Source organism: Xenorhabdus griffiniae (assembly GCF_001028135.1).
In the GTDB taxonomy this organism is placed as follows: Bacteria; Pseudomonadota; Gammaproteobacteria; order Enterobacterales; family Enterobacteriaceae; genus Xenorhabdus; species Xenorhabdus bakwenae.
Map to the genome: position 1 here is coordinate 16,707 of NZ_LDNM01000117.1, position 17,178 is coordinate 33,884.

Genomic DNA, 17,178 nt, shown 5'->3' on the forward strand with positions numbered 1-17,178 from the left:
ACGATATGGGCGCTATTCGTGAAGCCTCCGTTTATTAAGAATGGACGGCGGTGATGCGATAAACACAGCGTCGGTGGCCACTAAGGATATATTCGGTTCTTTCCACATTGGCTTGCAGGATCTCCCGAAACAGTTTCAGCTCTGTCCGACAAAAGCCCTGACACAATTTGGCGGCGGCACAAATTGGACAATGGTTTTCAAAAAACAAAATAGCGCCATTTTCCTCAACAGAATAATGAGCCATATAACCTTCTCGACAGCGAATCGAAACCAGACGCTCAACCTTCTCCTGTAATCCAGTCGCACCCTCCATCGCCTTTTTATAGTTGGAAAAAGCCTCTTTTTCACGGGCGCTGATAATCAAATCCATCGCATCTTCACCCAACTGATTACGGATAATCGAGATCAGTTGGGTTGTTAACTCTGCGTGAGCATCAGGAAATTTGGCATGGCCTTTCTCTGTGATATGCCAGAGCTGTACTGGACGCCCAACCCCTCTTGTTTCTGATTTTGCTTCAACTAATCCCTCTTTAGCCATTTTCACAAATTGTTGACGGGCGGCTTCTCCAGTTGTTCCCAATAATTTGCCGGCATCAGAGGCTTGTAAGGCACCTTGAGTTTTTAACAGCATTAATAGCTTATCACTCACGGTTTGCCCTACGATTGTGCTATTTTCCAAGTCACCGCTTGACATATTGTTGATCCCGACATTAATTTATTCCAAGATTTATCTTGTTTAATTTAGCGTAAGACTTTTCACAACTCAACCTGTGTTCAGGGCAAAAATTATGATAATGACTGAGGAAAGCCGCTGGAGGGATCTGTTTTCCAGCAAAAATGCGCCAAGTGCGATAGCACTTTCACTGGGCGTGGTATTGATGGCAATGAATACCTTAATTGCGATTACTATTCTGCCTTCTGTCGTCAATGATATTGGCGGATTGAACCTCTATGCCTGGAATACGACATTGTTTGTCGTGGCATCGATTATTGGTTCCGTTCTTTCTGCGAGATTGTTGAGTGTCTTGGGCGCAAGAAATGCTTATCTGGTTGCATCACTGGTTTTTTTTATCGGCAGCTTACTCTGTACTCTTGCACCGACAATGGACGTGATGCTGGTTGGCAGAACTATTCAGGGCCTGGGCGGGGGATTTTTGTTTGCCCTTTCCTATTTGATGATTAATCTTGTATTTGCTCAATCACTTTGGCCGCGAGCTATAGCGTTGGTTTCGGGGATGTGGGGAATAGCGACTTTAATCGGGCCAGCCATTGGCGGTGTTTTTGCTGAAATGGATGCGTGGCGTTACGCATTTGGCATTATGCTTCCCATTACTCTATGTTATGCCGTATTTACCTACCTTATTTTACCTAAAACAGAGGCACAGAATAAAACCAAAACAGCATTGCCCATTGTGCAATTGATCCTATTGTCAGCGGCGGTACTGGCGGTTTCTTCAGGCAGTTTGTCACCGGATATTCGGTTCAACATTTTCGGCATTGTTGCGGCTGTAATCTTAATCTTTTTATTGATCATCTATGAGCGCCGAACCTCAGTCAGGTTATTGCCTGAAAATTCCCTAAGTTTACGTTCTCCTCATTTGGTTTTATTCACTACCCTATTTCTATTGATAGTGGGTTTATCGGGGGATGTTTTTATTCCCTATTTTTTGCAAATTCTGCATGGGCAATCCCCTTTGGCTTCTGGTTACATGGTTGCTTCTGCGGCAATGGGTTGGACTATAGGAGAAATGCTCAGTGCTAGCTGGCAAGGGACAAAGATGCGGTTTGCAATTGTCAGTGGTCCAGTCTTTATGTTGGTTGGCATGTTGGTGTTGCTTGTGTTGTTGCCATCTCAGTCGGCAGGGGAGTGGCAGATTATACTACCGATAATCCTGGGATTGGGGGTATTTGGCTTCGGGGTTGGATTCGGCTGGCCTCATCTTTTGACTCTCATTTTACAGGCTTCCCGTGATGCGGATAAAAACATCGCCGGTTCATCCATTACTACTATACAGTTATTTGCCTCTGCTTTTGGTTCTGCATTGGGAGGAATGACCGTCAATTTATTCGGCTTTTATCAGCCCGGTGGTGTGGAGGGCGCTGCTGCTGCTTCCTATTGGTTATTTCTGCTCTTCTCTATCGCACCCGTATTGGCATTATTGACCGCGTATAAATCAGCAAAAATTAAAGTCGGGGAATAAATTTATTATCAACGGCATTATCGAAAAAATAATGCCGTTTTTTTCATGATGTGCAATGGAGGATATTCATATAATAGTGATGATTGATTCCATAAATAAGAGCTAAGGATATTTGATGTTAGTTATTTCCCCTATGCCGAAGGATGGTTGTCGTACCCGAATGATAGAGCCAAAACGCAGTTATTCATTGATAATGAAACAATTTTTTATACTGTTTTTATTGCTCATCGGGATGGGCAACGTATCAGCCAGAGAGATAAAACAAGAAACAACAACTGTTGATATTCCTGCATTAAGCAAGCGTGTGACAGATATATCTAAAGTTCTAACGAAAGAAGAGCGTCAGGGCCTGACCCGCCAACTGAAAAAACTGCAATCGGAAGAAAAAGTACAGATGGCAGTCCTGATTATCCCGACGACGGGAAGTGATACTGTTGAGGAATTTACTTCCCGTGTATTTGATAAATGGAAGTTAGGTAGTAAAGAACGCAATGATGGCATCTTGTTTGTGATCGCTTCTGATGACCATAAAATGCGTATTGCAGTTGGCTCGGGTTTAGATCGTAAATTATCCGATGGCAAGGTTACACTCATTTTGTTGCAGAATGTGAAACCGGCTTTCAAAGAAGATGATTATTATCAGGGGATTAGCAAGGCAATTGATTCAATTGGTACATGGCTGAAAAAATCCGAACAAGCGGAAGCACAGAAAGAAACGGCGAAGATTGTTCAGGCTTTTGAAGAAGGCGATGGCGCATTCAACAAGATATCCGGTAAAGACATCTTTATGCTACTGGGTTTTTGGTTGGTGAGTATAATCTTACTGCCACTAAAAGTTTTTCGCACAGGGCATTGGTTTAAGCGTTTTCTCAAGAGTGCCCTGACTATCGCTGTAGGAACCTATGTACTGAACTTTATTGGGTTATTTTCTACCATTCCGGCAGAGTTTTATCTGCTTATTATCCTGTTACCCGTGATTCTGGTATTTTTTCTGATCTCGTCCGTGGTGTCATTATTGAAAAGCCTATTCGGCAGCCTTTTTGGTGGCTTGTTTGGTGGCTGTAGTTCTGATCGTAACGATGATGATAATTTTTCCGGTGGTGGTGGCGGCAGTAGCGGTGGTGGAGCTTCAGGCGATTGGTAATTGTTTTTTAATATCAATAAATTCATTGTTATTAATAATAATGAAATTGAATTATTTTGTATTTTGGGAATATAACTGATTACCCAGAATTAAATATTGCGGGCGGATTAATAAAAATACCAAGTGGAAATTACAGATAGTCTATTTTAGAATAATCCGCGACACGAATCTTCAGAAAGAAGTAATTCGTGTCGCGGTTTTTCAGATATGGCCCCAAACAATAGCGTTAGTCATGCTCTTCACTGCTAATATGGTGTCTGCCGGGATTAAAGCAGGACAGACAAATCACAGCTATTGCCAGGATCAGGCAATAAGCGATAATTGGCCAGGTAGTAGCGTTGGATAAAAGTGTAATAGTGAGCGTTCCAATCCCTCCTAACAGTAAGCCCCCTAAGCAGAAGTAGACTGCTGTAACCGTTCCTGCTATATGATCGAAACCTTGAAGTGCGCCATTAGGGGCCACAGAAACCGCAATAGAGATACCAACACCGACAAGCCACATTGGGGCAATGAAGCCCAATACCGAATTAGGTATGAGTATTTCCCCAACAGCCAGCAATAGTGCTCCTGCCATCAGGCAGTACATTCCCGCCCGTAACGTATTTAGGATTCCCCATCGGGTAATCAAACTTCCCACACTTCGCGCAGTCACCATCATTGCGATAGCCACAGTTGCAAATAGCAAGCTGAAAGTAATTTGTGATAATCCTTGTCGGCTCATCATTACCCAAGGGGCCGTTGAAAGAAAGACGAAAAAGCTACCCATCCCTGCGCTGTGGCAGAGCGTGTACAGCCAGAAATGCAGGTGTCTCACAGGAAGAAGTAGCTGCGACCACTGTAAGCTTGCCGTCCCTTGCCGCCGGGTTTCTGGACAGAATTTCCAGGCTGCAATAACAGCAACTACCATTGCACATCCTAATAAACCAAAGATTGCGCACCACCCCAGCCAAGTGTCAATCAGCGCTCCGAGCAAAGGACCTACTGCCGGAACTATAGCAAGCATAGAACCGAGCAAGCCATAGATGACGTTGATTTCTTTACGGCCCGAATAGATGTCGCGTACAGCCGCAAACATGGCTACGAGACATGCCGAAGCCCCACAGGCTTGAATAACCCGGAAGCCCAAAAAAACTTCTGGTGATGAAGTTATGGCAAGGCCGAATGAAGCAACTGTGTAAGCAATCCCACCGCTGAGTAAAACAGGACGGCGACCGAACCGATCTGACAGTGGGCCAAATAAAAGCTGACCAGCTCCTAACAGAATCAGGTATACAGTCAATGTTAGCTGGATCGTCCCTGTTCCGGCATTAAGTACATCGGCCATGAGAGGAACGACGGGCAGATACATATCCATACCCAGTGATGCCAGTAAATCGAATGGTGATAACAATAATATTGTGGCGGTAAGAGAATATTGCCAGGAAAAATCTTTTGAGTGCACGAATCCATCTCCTAAAGTTAAGGAATTGGCGGCGTGCTCATAGAATTGAGAGGTTCTTGAGGACGCCGCAACAACCGAAAAAAACTATGGTTGCTGCGGCTTATCTCTCTGCTCTGTGCTCGTTGAGAATACTCATATGTAGGTTATCCTGTAGTGAATTCGTACCGTAAACATCTCCATGCTGAGATGCAAGGCGCCTTAAATTACGGATGGTACTTTATAGATAATTGTTCATTTTTTCTAAGACATGGAGCAAATAAGCTACGCTTGCTTTATTAGCTACTCCTTTTAGCCATTCGCGTTGTCCCCGCCCTTTTGCCAAGCTTAATATTGATAGGGTATTGGTAGCTATAAGCTAGGAACGAACCCTTCATTTCTCAATGATTGAATTACACCTCTTATCAGATATGAATGAGATATATCAATTGTGTAGCTTCTGGCGTTATCTGATATTGGCTCTAATAATTTCTGTTCTACTAGTTTAGATATTTGGTATGTTATTTGCGCTGGCTTCAGTTCAGGTAAAACCTCTTTCAAGTCTCCTGCCTTAATGATGCCCGTTGTAACCGCTTTTCTCAGTATTTTTGCTTCAATATCGCTTAGCACACCTTTTTCTAAAGCAAAGGTTATTGCTGGAAATAAAATTTTCTGACTCAAAAATTGTAGATTAGTTAGCTGATCAACCTTTTTTAGCTCGGTAGAAATACCACCTAATACATAAATACACCATTCTTCAAGTCCTTCATTAGTTCCAAGATCTGCTTTCGATAACATTTCATAATATTTGTTTCTATCGTTGCAAAACACTGCTGTAGGGTTGAGAACTCTACCGCCAACTTGAACGTTAAATCCATACTTGATAAGTAATGCGTAAGTTAACAATCTTACCGTCCGACCGTTTCCGTTTCCGAAAGGGTGAATCCAGCCAAAGCGATGATGGGCAAGAGCTATCTTCATTAAATCGTATTTAGGGTTGTCTGCACGGTTAATGAAAGAGGTTAATTCATTCATATAGCTAGGCACTTGTATACTATCGGGGGGAAGGTGCTCTGATTGTCCAATGCTCACACCATAATGACGATATTGACCAGGTGTTTTGTCTCCTTCGCGTTGTAAGTTATTAACAGCAAGCGAATGTAACCCTCTTATAAAATGCTCTGTTATATCCTCACCACTTTTAAAATGCCCATCTATAAAACTCATTGCTTTTTCAATATTTTCAATTTCTTTCAACTGGTCATCTTGGCTCTGAGTTCCTGCAATTTTACTTTCAACATAGTCAGCAAGGGTTGTATGGTTGCCTTCAATTCTGGCTGAACCAAGACTTTCAAGCATATGAAAGATCTCTTTTAATTGACTAAAAAGTGATGGATGCACATCAATTTCTAGGCGCAAATGCCTCAATAATTCTAGTTCAGTTATGATATCGACAAGAGCAGAATCAAAACTAGGATTTAATAATTTGAGTTCAAAGTGATTAAATGTAGCCATATCTTAAGTTATCTCAAAAATCATGTTTTCAATATCTCGAAAATAAAGAAAAAAATTGATTATTTATGGTGCGTTATGAACAATAGTGACTCACTATTATCTCAAAAGCAAGGTTATGAAGATCTCAAATATAGCTATGCTGCTATCTCAAAAAATCGGTACACGCTAATACATGCGCTACTGTGATTCACTCTGTAATGCCCTGATAGTAAAAAAACCAGCTATAACATGTACATGCTGGCTTTATGATTTTCTCTAAAATGTTATGAAGCGTTTGAATCTATTCATTGAGTAGAGGGCTTAAGCCCGTATGAATGCTGGATTGGTGTTATTCAATATTTTCTAGGGGTACACCCTTGGGTACACGGCAAACCGAGGTGTTCACTCATTCTCATAAAAAGTAAGTTGTGATTATGTCTTACAGCTTGGCTCAGCATAGTCCACCAATTCGCGCAGATGTTGCGCCAACTGCTCAACGGTCTTCTCACCCGTGGCAGCCTCTACCGTTAAGTTTTCCAATGTATTGTCGTTATCACGGATCTTAATACCGTTACGGTAGAGAAAGGTCATGGTAACAAAAAATGCGGTGCGCTTATTACCATCATTGAAAATATGGCCACGAGCGATAGCAACACAGTAGGTGGCTGCAAGTTCAAAAATGTCTGTTACACCTTCATAGTGGGTACGGTTTTGCACCCGATAGATGAGCGCTTCCGCTCTGCCAGAATCGGGCATTCCGGTAACGCCCGGAAGCCGTTGCAATATACGGTCATGAAAAGCGATAACTTCCTGCGCACTGACCCATATCATCGGTTTGTCAGTGCCTCTACCGTATGCCCGTGACGCTGCATAATATAATCAAACTCTGCATCCAGTTTGGCATTCTGGTATGCCTCGAATTCTGCTTTACTGATAACGACTGCTGAGCTGCCGTCTCGACGAGTAATTTCAACTGGTTCGCCGTGGGTAGCAGCATCCAACACTTCTGAAATATTGGCTCGTGCTTGGGTTGAGGTGTATGTACGCATAATATATCTCCAAAAATGTACATATGAATTGTACATGTTTTGTGTGTTTATTCAACAATAGGGTTCTCGATACGGATTACCTTTAAGTGCGACTTTTTACATCCTCATATAACGCAACCAATCGCATTCTAAGCTACACAGATATGATTTTGTGTCTGAGATGGGTTCATTTTGATCACGCCACCACGTTTTGGATCAAAAAATTTATTTTCACTATTAGCGTTCTGTTTTCATCACGCGTATTTCGCCAGATTTTATCCATGCCCTGATCTCTTTATCGGTGAGTTTAGGCATTGTGAAATTCTCAATGTAAAAAGTAGGAGGTGTACCCAAAATGGTTTTCTAAATGTGTTATGGGTACACCTTTGGGTACACGCCAATCATGCGCTACTGTGATTCGCTCTGCAATGCTCTCATAGTAAAAAAGCCAGCTATAACAAAGTATATACTGGCTTGATGATTTGTTGTGAATCGCTATGAAACGTTACTCAATGTTTTGAATCTGCTCGCGCATCTGTTCAATCAGTACCTTCAGCTCAATCGCTGAATTCGTCACATCTGCATTAATTGATTTTGAAGCCAATGTATTCGATTCGCGGTTAAATTCCTGCATCATAAAATCCAGACGGCGGCCGACGGCTTCTTTTTTCATCAGGATATTACGTGTCTCTTTGACATGGGCATCCAGACGATCCAACTCTTCTGCTACATCAGTACGCTGGGCTAATAAAATTAGCTCCTGGTCAAGGCGGTTATTATCTAACTGAATTTGTGCTTCTTCCAGCTTGGACTGTAAGCGCTCGCGCTGCCATTGTAGGATTGCCGGCATTTGTTCTCGAACTTTAGCCACTTCTACAATTACCGCATCTAAACGTTGTTCAATCAGTGTCTTGAGCGCTTGTCCTTCGCTCTCACGGCTCTGGATAAAAGAATCCAGCGTCAGATCTAATTCCGCCAGCAATTGTGTACTGATGGCATCTAAATCCTGCTCTTCGGCAGACATCACGCCCGGCCAGCGCAGGATATCCACCGGATTAATTTCACCTTCATTACTCTGCTGTTTAACCCAGTTTGCTGCTTCAACCAGTTGTTTTGCCAGATTTTCATTCAGAATCAAAGAACCCTGGGTAAGGGTATCCAGCTCAAAACGCAGGTTACATTCCACTTTGCCGCGCGTCAGGCGGGAACGGATGCGCTCACGGATGACAGGTTCAAGGCTTCTGAATTGCTCTGGCAGGCGAATATAGGTTTCTAAGTAACGTTGATTGACAGAACGCAGTTCCCACGCTGCATTACCCCAATCTCCCCTGATATCTCTCCGTGCAAAAGCAGTCATACTACGGATCATAATTCGTTCCCAATTTATAAAATGATGCGCGGATTATAGCGCTCCGTGTAGATGCAGGATAGGCATTCGCCGCTTTAGGCCGTATAATGCGCCCCTAAAATGTACGAACAACGGAGATCACACTATGAGCTTAGTAGGAAAGCGTCCAGCGGGAAGGTCAGCAGGGCAGGTGCGTTCTATTAAAATGACCCGTCATTACACCAAACATGCGGAAGGCTCTGTTCTGGTGGAATTTGGGGATACCAAAGTGTTATGCAATGCCTCCGTTGAAGAAGGAATTCCCCGTTTCCTGAAAGGCCAAGGGCAAGGCTGGATCACCGCTGAATACGGCATGTTGCCACGGGCAACCAATAGCCGTAATGCACGCGAGGCTGCCAAAGGCAAGCAAACAGGCCGCACGATGGAAATCCAACGCCTGATTGCTCGTTCATTACGTGCTGCCATCGACTTAAAAAAACTGGGTGAATTCACGATTACGCTGGATTGTGATGTGATCCAAGCGGATGGCGGTACTCGTACTGCGGCTATTTCTGGCGCTTGTGTGGCACTGGTCGATGCCCTAAATAAGCTGGTTGCGCAGGGCAAACTGAAAGAAAGCCCACTAAAAGCAATGGTTGCGGCAGTGTCTGTTGGCATCGTTGAGGGTGAAGGACGTTGTGATCTGGAATATGTCGAAGACTCTGCGGCTGAAACTGATATGAATATCGTCATGATGGATGATGGCAGAATGATTGAAGTGCAGGGTACGGCAGAAGGTGAACCGTTCAGCCATGATGAATTGCTCTCACTGCTCTCATTGGCCAAAGAGGGATTGGATACGATTTTCAAAGCGCAGCGAGATGTGTTAGAACAAGATCCATTAAAATAATAAATAAATCAGGCGGCTGAAGAGTCGCCTTTTTTATATCTGCAATAAATTTACCTGTAATAAGTTTACCTGTAATAAATAGTAATGAATGACAAGAGATCAAAGAGGAGAAACGCCAATGAAAGCCTATCAGCGCGAATTTATTGAGCTGGCACTGGAAAAACAGGTGCTGAAATTTGGCGAATTTACGCTGAAATCGGGTCGCAAAAGCCCATACTTTTTTAATGCGGGCCTGTTTAATACCGGACGTGACTTGGCGTTGATTGGTCGTTTCTATGCAGCTGCGTTGCTAGATAGCGGAATTCAGTGCGATTTGCTGTTTGGACCGGCTTATAAAGGCATCCCGATTGCAACCACTACCGCAGTGGCATTGGCTGAACATCATGATATCGATATGCCTTATTGCTTTAATCGCAAGGAAGCTAAAGATCATGGCGAAGGTGGATCATTGGTTGGTAGCCCTCTGCAAGGTAATGTTGTGGTGGTGGATGATGTCATTACCGCAGGTACGGCGATTCGTGAGTCGATGGAAATCATTAAACAACATGGCGCAACGTTATCCGGTGTGATTTTGTGTCTGGATCGTCAGGAACGTGGGCGTGAAACGCTTTCGGCGATTCAAGAAGTTGAGCATGACTACCATTGTCAGGTCTTCTCCATTATTACTTTAAATGATTTGGTGAGTTATTTACGCGAAAATCCAGAGATGCAATCCCATTTGGAAGCGGTGGAAGCTTATCGCAAAGAATACGGTATTTGATGGCTGGAAAATGTGGCGCGTTAGTAACCTATAACCTATGAATTGGGTTGAGCGAAAAAAATCCCTCGCCCAAGGATGGGCGGGGTGAGTAGTAGAAATGGCATCTATCTATATGGTAAGGATTGTGACAATGATGCCATTATTAAGTCACTTAGTAGTGAACTCAATGAGCTGGAACATATTAACACAACCCGATAAAAAATCCGCACGTTATCATTCACTGTATAAGGATATGAACTTACGATACTGCGATAAGCTATTGTAGTGGATTAGATTATTGCAGTTGGGTCAATATCAATGGCCAGCGTACTTCAAATTCAGTTGTCGGGCGATAGCGAAATTCAGAGCGAACAAAACGGGAAAGCATCCCTTCACAAAACGCCAGTAACTGTGATGCCAACACAGATTCTTCATAAGCGAATCCTTGCCCATCACGGATTTTTCTCTCTTTTAAAATTTGGCGAAGTTGCATTTCAATTCGCTCAAATAGCTGGTTGATGCGATTTTGCAATCTGTCTTGTTCGAACATTAGGGCATGACCGGTCATAATACGGGTCAGCCCCGGATTCCTTTCTGCAAAACCCAAAAGCAGGACAAGAATTAACCGAATACGTGTGATGGTGTCCTTTTCATCTTGCAGGATCAGATTGATACGTGAAATTAAGGAATCTTCAATAAACTCAATCAAGCTGTCAAACATCCGGGTTTTGCTCGGAAAATGACGGTAAAGGGCTGCTTCAGAAACACCAACGTTTGCGGCAAGTTTTGCAGTAGTAATACGTTGGCTGCCATCACTGGATTCCAGCATATGTGCTAATGCCTGCAAAATTTCCTCACGCCTATTTTTCTTTTTTGTACGTTCTTTTTCTGCCATGTCTGGTAAGACCCCTGCTAAAACAGCAAAACAAATCCGGCTATTTTTTGCCACAACGTTATTGCTGTCAAAAGCTATTGTTGTCACAACCTATTGCTGTCACAAACATTGTGGGCAAAAAATATGAAAATCGATTGACGGTATCAGGCCTTATGGAAAGTTATTGACGACCGGAATGGCCAAATCCACCACTGCCGCGCTGGCTCGTTTCAAAATCTGCAACCAAATTAAATTCGGCCTGTACAACGGGTACAAAAACCATCTGGGCGATGCGTTCACCTGGTTCGATGATGAAAGTTTTATCACCACGGTTCCAAACGGAGACCATCAATTGTCCCTGATAATCTGAATCGATAAGTCCCACTAAATTACCCAGAACAACGCCATGTTTGTGACCCAGACCAGAGCGGGGGAGAATAACTGCCGCTAATTGTTCATCTGCAATATGGATAGCAATCCCCGTTGGCAGAAGTTCGGTTTGGCCAGGAGCCAGTTCCACTGCATTATCCAGACAAGCACGTAAATCTAAACCCGCAGAGCCAGGTGTAGCATAAGTCGGTAAAGGAAATTCTTGCCCGATGCGGGGATCAAGGATTTTAACGTCGATTTTTTTCATCATAGCGTTTGAGTATCTCGTCTAATAAGCGGTGGCTGAGTTGTAATTTACCACTGTGGGGTAAATGAACACTACCATCATGCCAGAATAGATGTAATGCGTTAGTATCACTGTTGAAACCGTGTCCGGCCAGCGATACATCATTCGCGCAAATCAAGTCCAGATTCTTCTGCTTGAGTTTTCCGCGAGCGTATTCTTCCACATTCTGGGTTTCGGCTGCAAATCCAACGACAAATGGCCGATTTTTTTCCATGGCCGCAACGCTCGCTACAATGTCAGGATTTTTCACCAGTGTAAATGTGATTTCATCACCCTGCTTTTTGATTTTCTCTGTTGAGATTTGTTTAAAACGATAGTCAGACACGGCCGCGCAACCAATAAAGATATGCTGTGAAGTTACGGCAGCTTGAACCTGTTCATTCATTTCCAGTGCACTACTGACATCAATGCGTTTAACGCCTTGTGGTGTGGGTAAATTAACGGGACCGGTAATTAATGTCACCTCAGCGCCACGCTCTGCCGCAGCTTGCGCAATGGAAAAACCCATTTTACCGGAGCTATGATTGCTGATGAAACGGATGGGGTCCAGGGCTTCACGGGTTGGTCCTGCGGTAATAGCGATGCGTAGACCAGAAAGATTTGGCTCGGTGTTGAAATGTTGTATTGCCCGTTCGACGATAGTCATCGGTTCCAACATTCTCCCTGGCCCTACATCACCACATGCCTGGCTGCCTTCATCGGGTCCCCAAACCAATACATTACGCTCTTTAAGCACCTTCAGGTTATCTTGGGTGGCCTGTGCACGGTACATTTGCTGGTTCATTGCGGGGGCAACAGCAATAGATGCAGCGGAAGCCAGACAGATTGTGGTGACTAAATCATTCGCCATGCCTGCGGCCAGGCGAGCCAGCAGATCAGCAGTGGCGGGCGCGAGAATAATTAAATCAGCCCATTTTGCCAGTTCGATATGCCCCATAGCGGCTTCGGCTGCGGGGTCTAGAAGATCATCTGAGACGGGATGACCAGATACTGCCTGTAAGGTCAGTGGAGTGATGAAAGCTTCGGCTGCGGGAGTCATGACAACGCGTACCTGGGCACCACGGTCACGTAAACGGCGCACCAATTCGGCAGTTTTGTAAGCGGCGATCCCTCCACTGATTCCAAGGACTATTTGTTTATCAGAAAGTTGTTTATCAGAAAGTTGTTTACCGGAAAGCGGATTATCAGAAAGTGGTTTGCCGGAAAATCCTGTCATTTTGATTGTCCAGATGTCAGTTGTAATTCCTTAAGATTCTATCACAAGAAAATATTGCGTTGAGAACCTTCCCTATTTAGCCAGCCAAAAATGGCAAGTTTGCGAAGCGCTGCGCAAGCCTCGCAAGTCGAGCTAGCGATGATTTTTTCATCATGGGATAGTAAGATGTGTAAATGTAGGCGCATGAATATATAACTGTATGAATATAGTGGAAGAATGGATATAGCCGGCGAGTAAATATTGATTGATAGCACCCATTGTTATGGGGGTTATAGGGCAAAGGATATTGACGGTGGGGGGAAGTATTATGGATTTAACGCTAATGGAAAGAAACGATGAATCGCATTTAAACCTTCTTCCCCGGGAGAAATTACTGGCTTATGGGGCGGTTTCCCTAACGGATGCGGAGTTATTGGCTATCTTTTTGCGCACGGGAACCCGAGGCGTTCCGGTCGTACAAATGGCAGAATATCTGCTGAACTCATTTGGTTCTCTTTATCACCTTCTGTCCGCCGATTACGCAGACTTTTGTGCACATAAGGGGATGGGGCTATGTAAGTATGTTCAATTGCAGGCGATATCTGAATTGGCAAAGCGGTTTTTTTCCAGTCAATTTATCCATGAAGATATTATGAGCAGCCCCACGATAACCCAGAATTATTTGCAGGATTTATTATCCTGGCAAGATCGGGAAATATTTGTGGTGCTGTTTTTAACTAACCAAAATAAAGTTATCTGTCATGATGAAATGTTTAAAGGAACGATAAACAAAGTTGAAGTTCACCCTCGTGAAATTGTGAAACAGGCGGTTAAAGTGAATGCTGCATCAATTATTCTGGCTCATAATCATCCTTCCGGTAACCCAGAACCTAGCTTGGCAGATAAATTGGTGACAGAAAAAATTATTGAGGCTTGTGACTTGGTTGGCGTTAAAGTTTTGGATCATATCGTCATTGGTAAGCAATCTTGTGTCTCATTTATGGAAAGAGGTTGGATTTAATGCCGTTTTTTCGCGATACGATCAGATCTTAGTTGTTCGGGACTTGAGCATCAGCGAATGAGGGCGTATACTACGCCACCTTTGAGGATCTTGGGTTTGACGAGAAGAGCCTATCTCAGTAAGTTTTTTTACTGGGAAAATGTGAGTCTTTTCAGTGACGTTCTTTTCAGTAACCTATTTTCAGTAAAGAAAGTTTGCTGAGATGGGCTCCTAAGCCTGACGAGGCGGTCACACCCAATACAAAGCTCGAGCTGATTTGATTTTTGGAGAATAGACATGTCCCGAGTCTGCCAAGTTACTGGCAAACGTCCGGTGAGTGGTAACAACCGCTCCCACGCATTAAATGCGACTAAGCGTCGTTTTCTGCCTAACCTGCACTCTCACCGTTTCTGGGTTGAGTCTGAGAAACGTTTTGTAACTCTGCGTGTATCTGCTAAAGGTATGCGTGTGATTGACAAAAAAGGCATCGACACAGTTCTGGCCGAACTGCGTGCCCGTGGCGAGAAGTACTAAGGAGCTGAAAAATGGCTAAAGGTATTCGCGATAAAATCAAGCTAGTTTCTTCCGCTGGTACAGGTCACTTCTATACCACTACGAAGAACAAGCGTACTATGCCTGAAAAACTGGAAATGAAAAAATTCGATCCAGTTGTTCGTCAGCATGTTATGTACAAAGAAGCTAAAATTAAATAATTTTAGCGCATGATAAAAAGCCCGGCATTATGCTGGGCTTTTTTATATCTGTTGATAGTGCCACTGTAGCTTATTTTAAATTGGTTATGCGTGTAGACCAATGCATTGTTCAGTTATACTCCCGTTTTTTCAATTATGAACCGTCAGGTGTAGCGCTAAAATGGTTAGAAAGACCTTGAATATCTTACATACAGAATCATCGTGTGGTTGGGGAGGGCAGGAAATTCGTATCCTGACAGAATCTCAGGGCATGATACAGCGTGGACACCATGTGGTTATCGTTTGTTGTCCAACTTCAACCCTTTACCGTGAAGCTCATCATTATGGTGTGCCTGTTGTTGCGCTCCCAATTGAAAAAAAACGTCTTTCGTGTCTTCGGGCGATGCGTCATTGGTTAAAAACTGAAGGTCGCCAGTTCGATGTAATCAATACCCATAGTTCTACTGATTCCTGGCTGGTGGCTGCGGCATGTGCCACATTAAAAGGTATGCCTGCGATAGTCCGAACCCGTCATGTTTCGACTCATGTTTCAAAATCCATTGTGACTCGTTGGCTGTATTTGCACGCGGGTCAGCATATTGTGACAACCGGAGAAAAACTGCGCCAATATCTGCATTTACATAATGAGTATCCTCTATCTCATATGACCTCTGTGCCGACGGGGATCGATTTGTCACGTTTTCATCCTGAAAGTCAGTCCTCAAGTCGTCAGCGTATTGGCATCAAAGACAAGCCAACACTGGGCATTGTTGCCACAATGAGAACGTGGAAAGGCCATCGTTACCTGCTTGATAGTTGGAAAATTCTCCATCAACGTTATCCTGATTGGCAATTGCTGTTTGTGGGAGATGGTCCTCAAAGAAAGAATTTGGAGCCGCGAGTTCACCAGGAAGGGTTGACAGAGAGCGTCATCTTTCTTGGTAATCGCCAGGATGTTCCTGATTGCTTAAATGCAATGGATATCTTTGCTCTACCTTCGTTTGGTAATGAAGGTGTACCTCAAGGCATCATGCAGGCAATGGCATGTGGATTGCCGGTTGTCTCTACCTCGGTAGGCGCGATTACCGAAGCTGTAATTGATGGCGATACAGGGTATATTATCGAACCTAAAAATGTCGAACAATTAACAGAAAAATTAGATTTATTAATGCATGATGCAGGGCTACGTTTACAAATGGGAGAGGCTTCACTGCGACGGGCAACTCATTTATTTGGCATGGATAATATGTTAGAAAAAATGGAGTCTATTTTTTATTCCAGTATAGAAAGCAAGCGGTAATATTTTGTTTATATTATTTTTATCTGTATTGGCAGAGTCATTGATGCTTTTTATTAACTATTTGAAATGTCACTGGCTTTATTTTTGTATGCCTGTTGTGCTTATTAACTGTAAATAGAACAGTGACTCACTTTACTGTATAGTACCTAAAGTGATCCAGTCTTTGGATTGATAATTTAATATTCATTATTATGCAACCCCAAAATATTCTAATCATCAATATCGCCCGTTTTGGTGACACCTTGCTAATAACGCCGGTTATTCGCGCCCTGAAAGAAAAATGGCCAGAGGCAAATATTGATATATTTGTGCATAAAAAGACGAAAGAAATCCTTGAAAATATCGATTTAATTAATAAATTAAAAGATTTTTCAAAAGGCAAGGCTAAATGGTGTGGCTGGTTTTCTCATCGGCACTATGATCTGGCATTCGTCTATGGCCAGGATAAACTCTTATTGCAGTATGCCAAACGTGTAGCCAATTTGACCGTTTATTTTTCGGATACCCCTGGTAAAACATCAAATGAGTATGCTATAGCAAGGCCCGGAGAACTTATGCCTGCCCAACAGGAAAGGGCACTGTTAATCGATTCACTTGGGGTTGAAGTAAGTAATTGGCGTTTGCAGTATAGTGTAAGCCCGCATGAAGGGGAGTACGCCAGAAATTTTCTTCAACGGCAAGGGATAGAACGACAATTAAAAATTGGTTTTCAGTTACAGAGTTTCCCAGCAAAAGCCTATCGTGATTGGCCTGTAGAACACTTTTACGAATTAGCTAAACATATTTATCGAGATTATCCGCATGCGCATATATTACTATTAGGCAGTAAAGAGGGTGAGGACAGTGCGCGAATGCTGGCTGAGAAATTGGGCACAAACAGATGCTCATCATTAGCGGGTAAGACTACGATGCGGCAAAACGCGGCAATCATGAGTCAACTTAATTTGTATGTGGGCGTTGATACTGGAACAACTCATCTGGCCGGGGCCTTGGGAATACCAATGGTTGCTCTGTATCACAGCTTTCACCCAGGACGTTTTCTCGCACCTCAGCAACATCCAAAATTAGTGGTAATTGAACATCCTGTAGATTATCGACAGGCAACGCGTCAAGATACAATGTCAGCAATATCGGTCGATCAAGTCTGGCATTCTGTTCAGAATTTGCTGGAAAATGAATGA

The 17,178-nt window shown here is 43.4% G+C and carries 18 protein-coding genes; 9 read left to right on the forward strand and 9 right to left on the reverse strand.

The window, feature by feature from the left end:
* Nucleotides 1–34: 34 nt before the first annotated feature.
* A complete protein-coding gene (locus AAY47_RS17560) occupies nt 35–694 on the reverse strand; it encodes a helix-turn-helix transcriptional regulator (RefSeq protein ID WP_047771534.1) in 660 nt (219 codons plus the stop codon).
* A 94-nt stretch (nt 695–788) separates the two neighbouring features.
* On the opposite strand from AAY47_RS17560, the gene AAY47_RS17565 reads away from it, so the two are divergent.
* Both AAY47_RS17565 and AAY47_RS17570 read left to right on the forward strand, forming a co-directional pair.
* Nucleotides 789–2,201 carry an MFS transporter gene (locus AAY47_RS17565; RefSeq protein ID WP_047771535.1) on the forward strand — a complete coding sequence of 471 codons (1,413 nt, stop codon included), beginning with the start codon at nt 789–791 and terminating at the stop codon, nt 2,199–2,201.
* Between the two features lie 115 nt (nt 2,202–2,316).
* Entirely contained in the window at nt 2,317–3,345 is a 1,029-nt protein-coding gene (locus tag AAY47_RS17570) for a TPM domain-containing protein (RefSeq protein ID WP_047771537.1), read from the forward strand.
* A 226-nt stretch (nt 3,346–3,571) separates the two neighbouring features.
* Here AAY47_RS17570 and cml read toward each other — a convergent pair whose 3' ends face one another.
* From cml to AAY47_RS17595, 5 genes are all read right to left on the reverse strand, one after another.
* Nucleotides 3,572–4,786, reverse strand: coding sequence for a CmlA/FloR family chloramphenicol efflux MFS transporter (cml, locus tag AAY47_RS17575; protein WP_047771539.1), 1,215 nt, complete (start codon nt 4,784–4,786; stop codon nt 3,572–3,574).
* A 348-nt stretch (nt 4,787–5,134) separates the two neighbouring features.
* Nucleotides 5,135–6,277: a Fic family protein gene (locus AAY47_RS17580; protein ID WP_047771541.1), complete on the reverse strand. Its 1,143-nt coding sequence runs from the start codon at nt 6,275–6,277 to the stop codon at nt 5,135–5,137.
* A 411-nt stretch (nt 6,278–6,688) separates the two neighbouring features.
* Nucleotides 6,689–7,087 (reverse strand): type II toxin-antitoxin system death-on-curing family toxin, encoded by a 399-nt coding sequence (locus AAY47_RS17585; protein ID WP_047771542.1) that lies wholly within the window; start codon nt 7,085–7,087, stop codon nt 6,689–6,691.
* The gene (locus AAY47_RS17590; protein ID WP_047771543.1) at nt 7,084–7,305 is read right to left on the reverse strand and encodes a type II toxin-antitoxin system Phd/YefM family antitoxin; all 222 of its coding nucleotides are present in this window, start codon (nt 7,303–7,305) and stop codon (nt 7,084–7,086) included. Before AAY47_RS17590 ends, AAY47_RS17585 begins: the two co-directional genes overlap by 4 nt.
* Nucleotides 7,306–7,789: 484 nt before the next feature.
* Nucleotides 7,790–8,653, reverse strand: coding sequence for a YicC/YloC family endoribonuclease (locus tag AAY47_RS17595; RefSeq protein ID WP_047771545.1), 864 nt, complete (start codon nt 8,651–8,653; stop codon nt 7,790–7,792).
* 124 nt (nt 8,654–8,777) lie between these two features.
* On the opposite strand from AAY47_RS17595, the gene rph reads away from it, so the two are divergent.
* On the forward strand, nt 8,778–9,521 hold the full coding sequence (gene rph, locus AAY47_RS17600) for a ribonuclease PH (RefSeq protein WP_047771547.1): 744 nt from the start codon (nt 8,778–8,780) through the stop codon (nt 9,519–9,521).
* A gap of 118 nt (nt 9,522–9,639) precedes the next feature.
* Nucleotides 9,640–10,281: an orotate phosphoribosyltransferase gene (pyrE, locus tag AAY47_RS17605; protein WP_047771549.1), complete on the forward strand. Its 642-nt coding sequence runs from the start codon at nt 9,640–9,642 to the stop codon at nt 10,279–10,281.
* Between the two features lie 274 nt (nt 10,282–10,555).
* Here pyrE and slmA read toward each other — a convergent pair whose 3' ends face one another.
* The 3 genes from slmA to coaBC all read right to left on the reverse strand — a co-directional run bounded on the left by slmA (nt 10,556) and on the right by coaBC (nt 13,026).
* Entirely contained in the window at nt 10,556–11,155 is a 600-nt protein-coding gene (gene slmA, locus AAY47_RS17610) for a nucleoid occlusion factor SlmA (RefSeq protein WP_047771550.1), read from the reverse strand.
* 160 nt (nt 11,156–11,315) lie between these two features.
* Nucleotides 11,316–11,774: a dUTP diphosphatase gene (dut, locus tag AAY47_RS17615; RefSeq protein ID WP_047771552.1), complete on the reverse strand. Its 459-nt coding sequence runs from the start codon at nt 11,772–11,774 to the stop codon at nt 11,316–11,318.
* Nucleotides 11,752–13,026, reverse strand: coding sequence for a bifunctional phosphopantothenoylcysteine decarboxylase/phosphopantothenate--cysteine ligase CoaBC (coaBC, locus tag AAY47_RS17620; protein WP_235428406.1), 1,275 nt, complete (start codon nt 13,024–13,026; stop codon nt 11,752–11,754). Before coaBC ends, dut begins: the two co-directional genes overlap by 23 nt.
* A 307-nt stretch (nt 13,027–13,333) precedes the next feature.
* Between coaBC and radC the strand changes: the two genes are divergently transcribed.
* The 5 genes from radC to AAY47_RS17645 all read left to right on the forward strand — a co-directional run bounded on the left by radC (nt 13,334) and on the right by AAY47_RS17645 (nt 17,178).
* Nucleotides 13,334–14,026: a RadC family protein gene (gene radC, locus AAY47_RS17625; protein ID WP_047771596.1), complete on the forward strand. Its 693-nt coding sequence runs from the start codon at nt 13,334–13,336 to the stop codon at nt 14,024–14,026.
* A 276-nt stretch (nt 14,027–14,302) separates the two neighbouring features.
* Nucleotides 14,303–14,539 (forward strand): 50S ribosomal protein L28, encoded by a 237-nt coding sequence (rpmB, locus tag AAY47_RS17630; RefSeq protein ID WP_038239873.1) that lies wholly within the window; start codon nt 14,303–14,305, stop codon nt 14,537–14,539.
* Nucleotides 14,540–14,550: 11 nt separating this feature from the next.
* Nucleotides 14,551–14,718, forward strand: a complete 168-nt coding sequence (gene rpmG / locus AAY47_RS17635; RefSeq protein WP_010847629.1) for a 50S ribosomal protein L33 — start codon at nt 14,551–14,553, stop codon at nt 14,716–14,718.
* Between the two features lie 160 nt (nt 14,719–14,878).
* Nucleotides 14,879–15,997, forward strand: coding sequence for a glycosyltransferase family 4 protein (locus AAY47_RS17640; RefSeq protein ID WP_047771556.1), 1,119 nt, complete (start codon nt 14,879–14,881; stop codon nt 15,995–15,997).
* 191 nt (nt 15,998–16,188) lie between these two features.
* Nucleotides 16,189–17,178, forward strand: coding sequence for a glycosyltransferase family 9 protein (locus AAY47_RS17645; protein WP_047771558.1), 990 nt, complete (start codon nt 16,189–16,191; stop codon nt 17,176–17,178).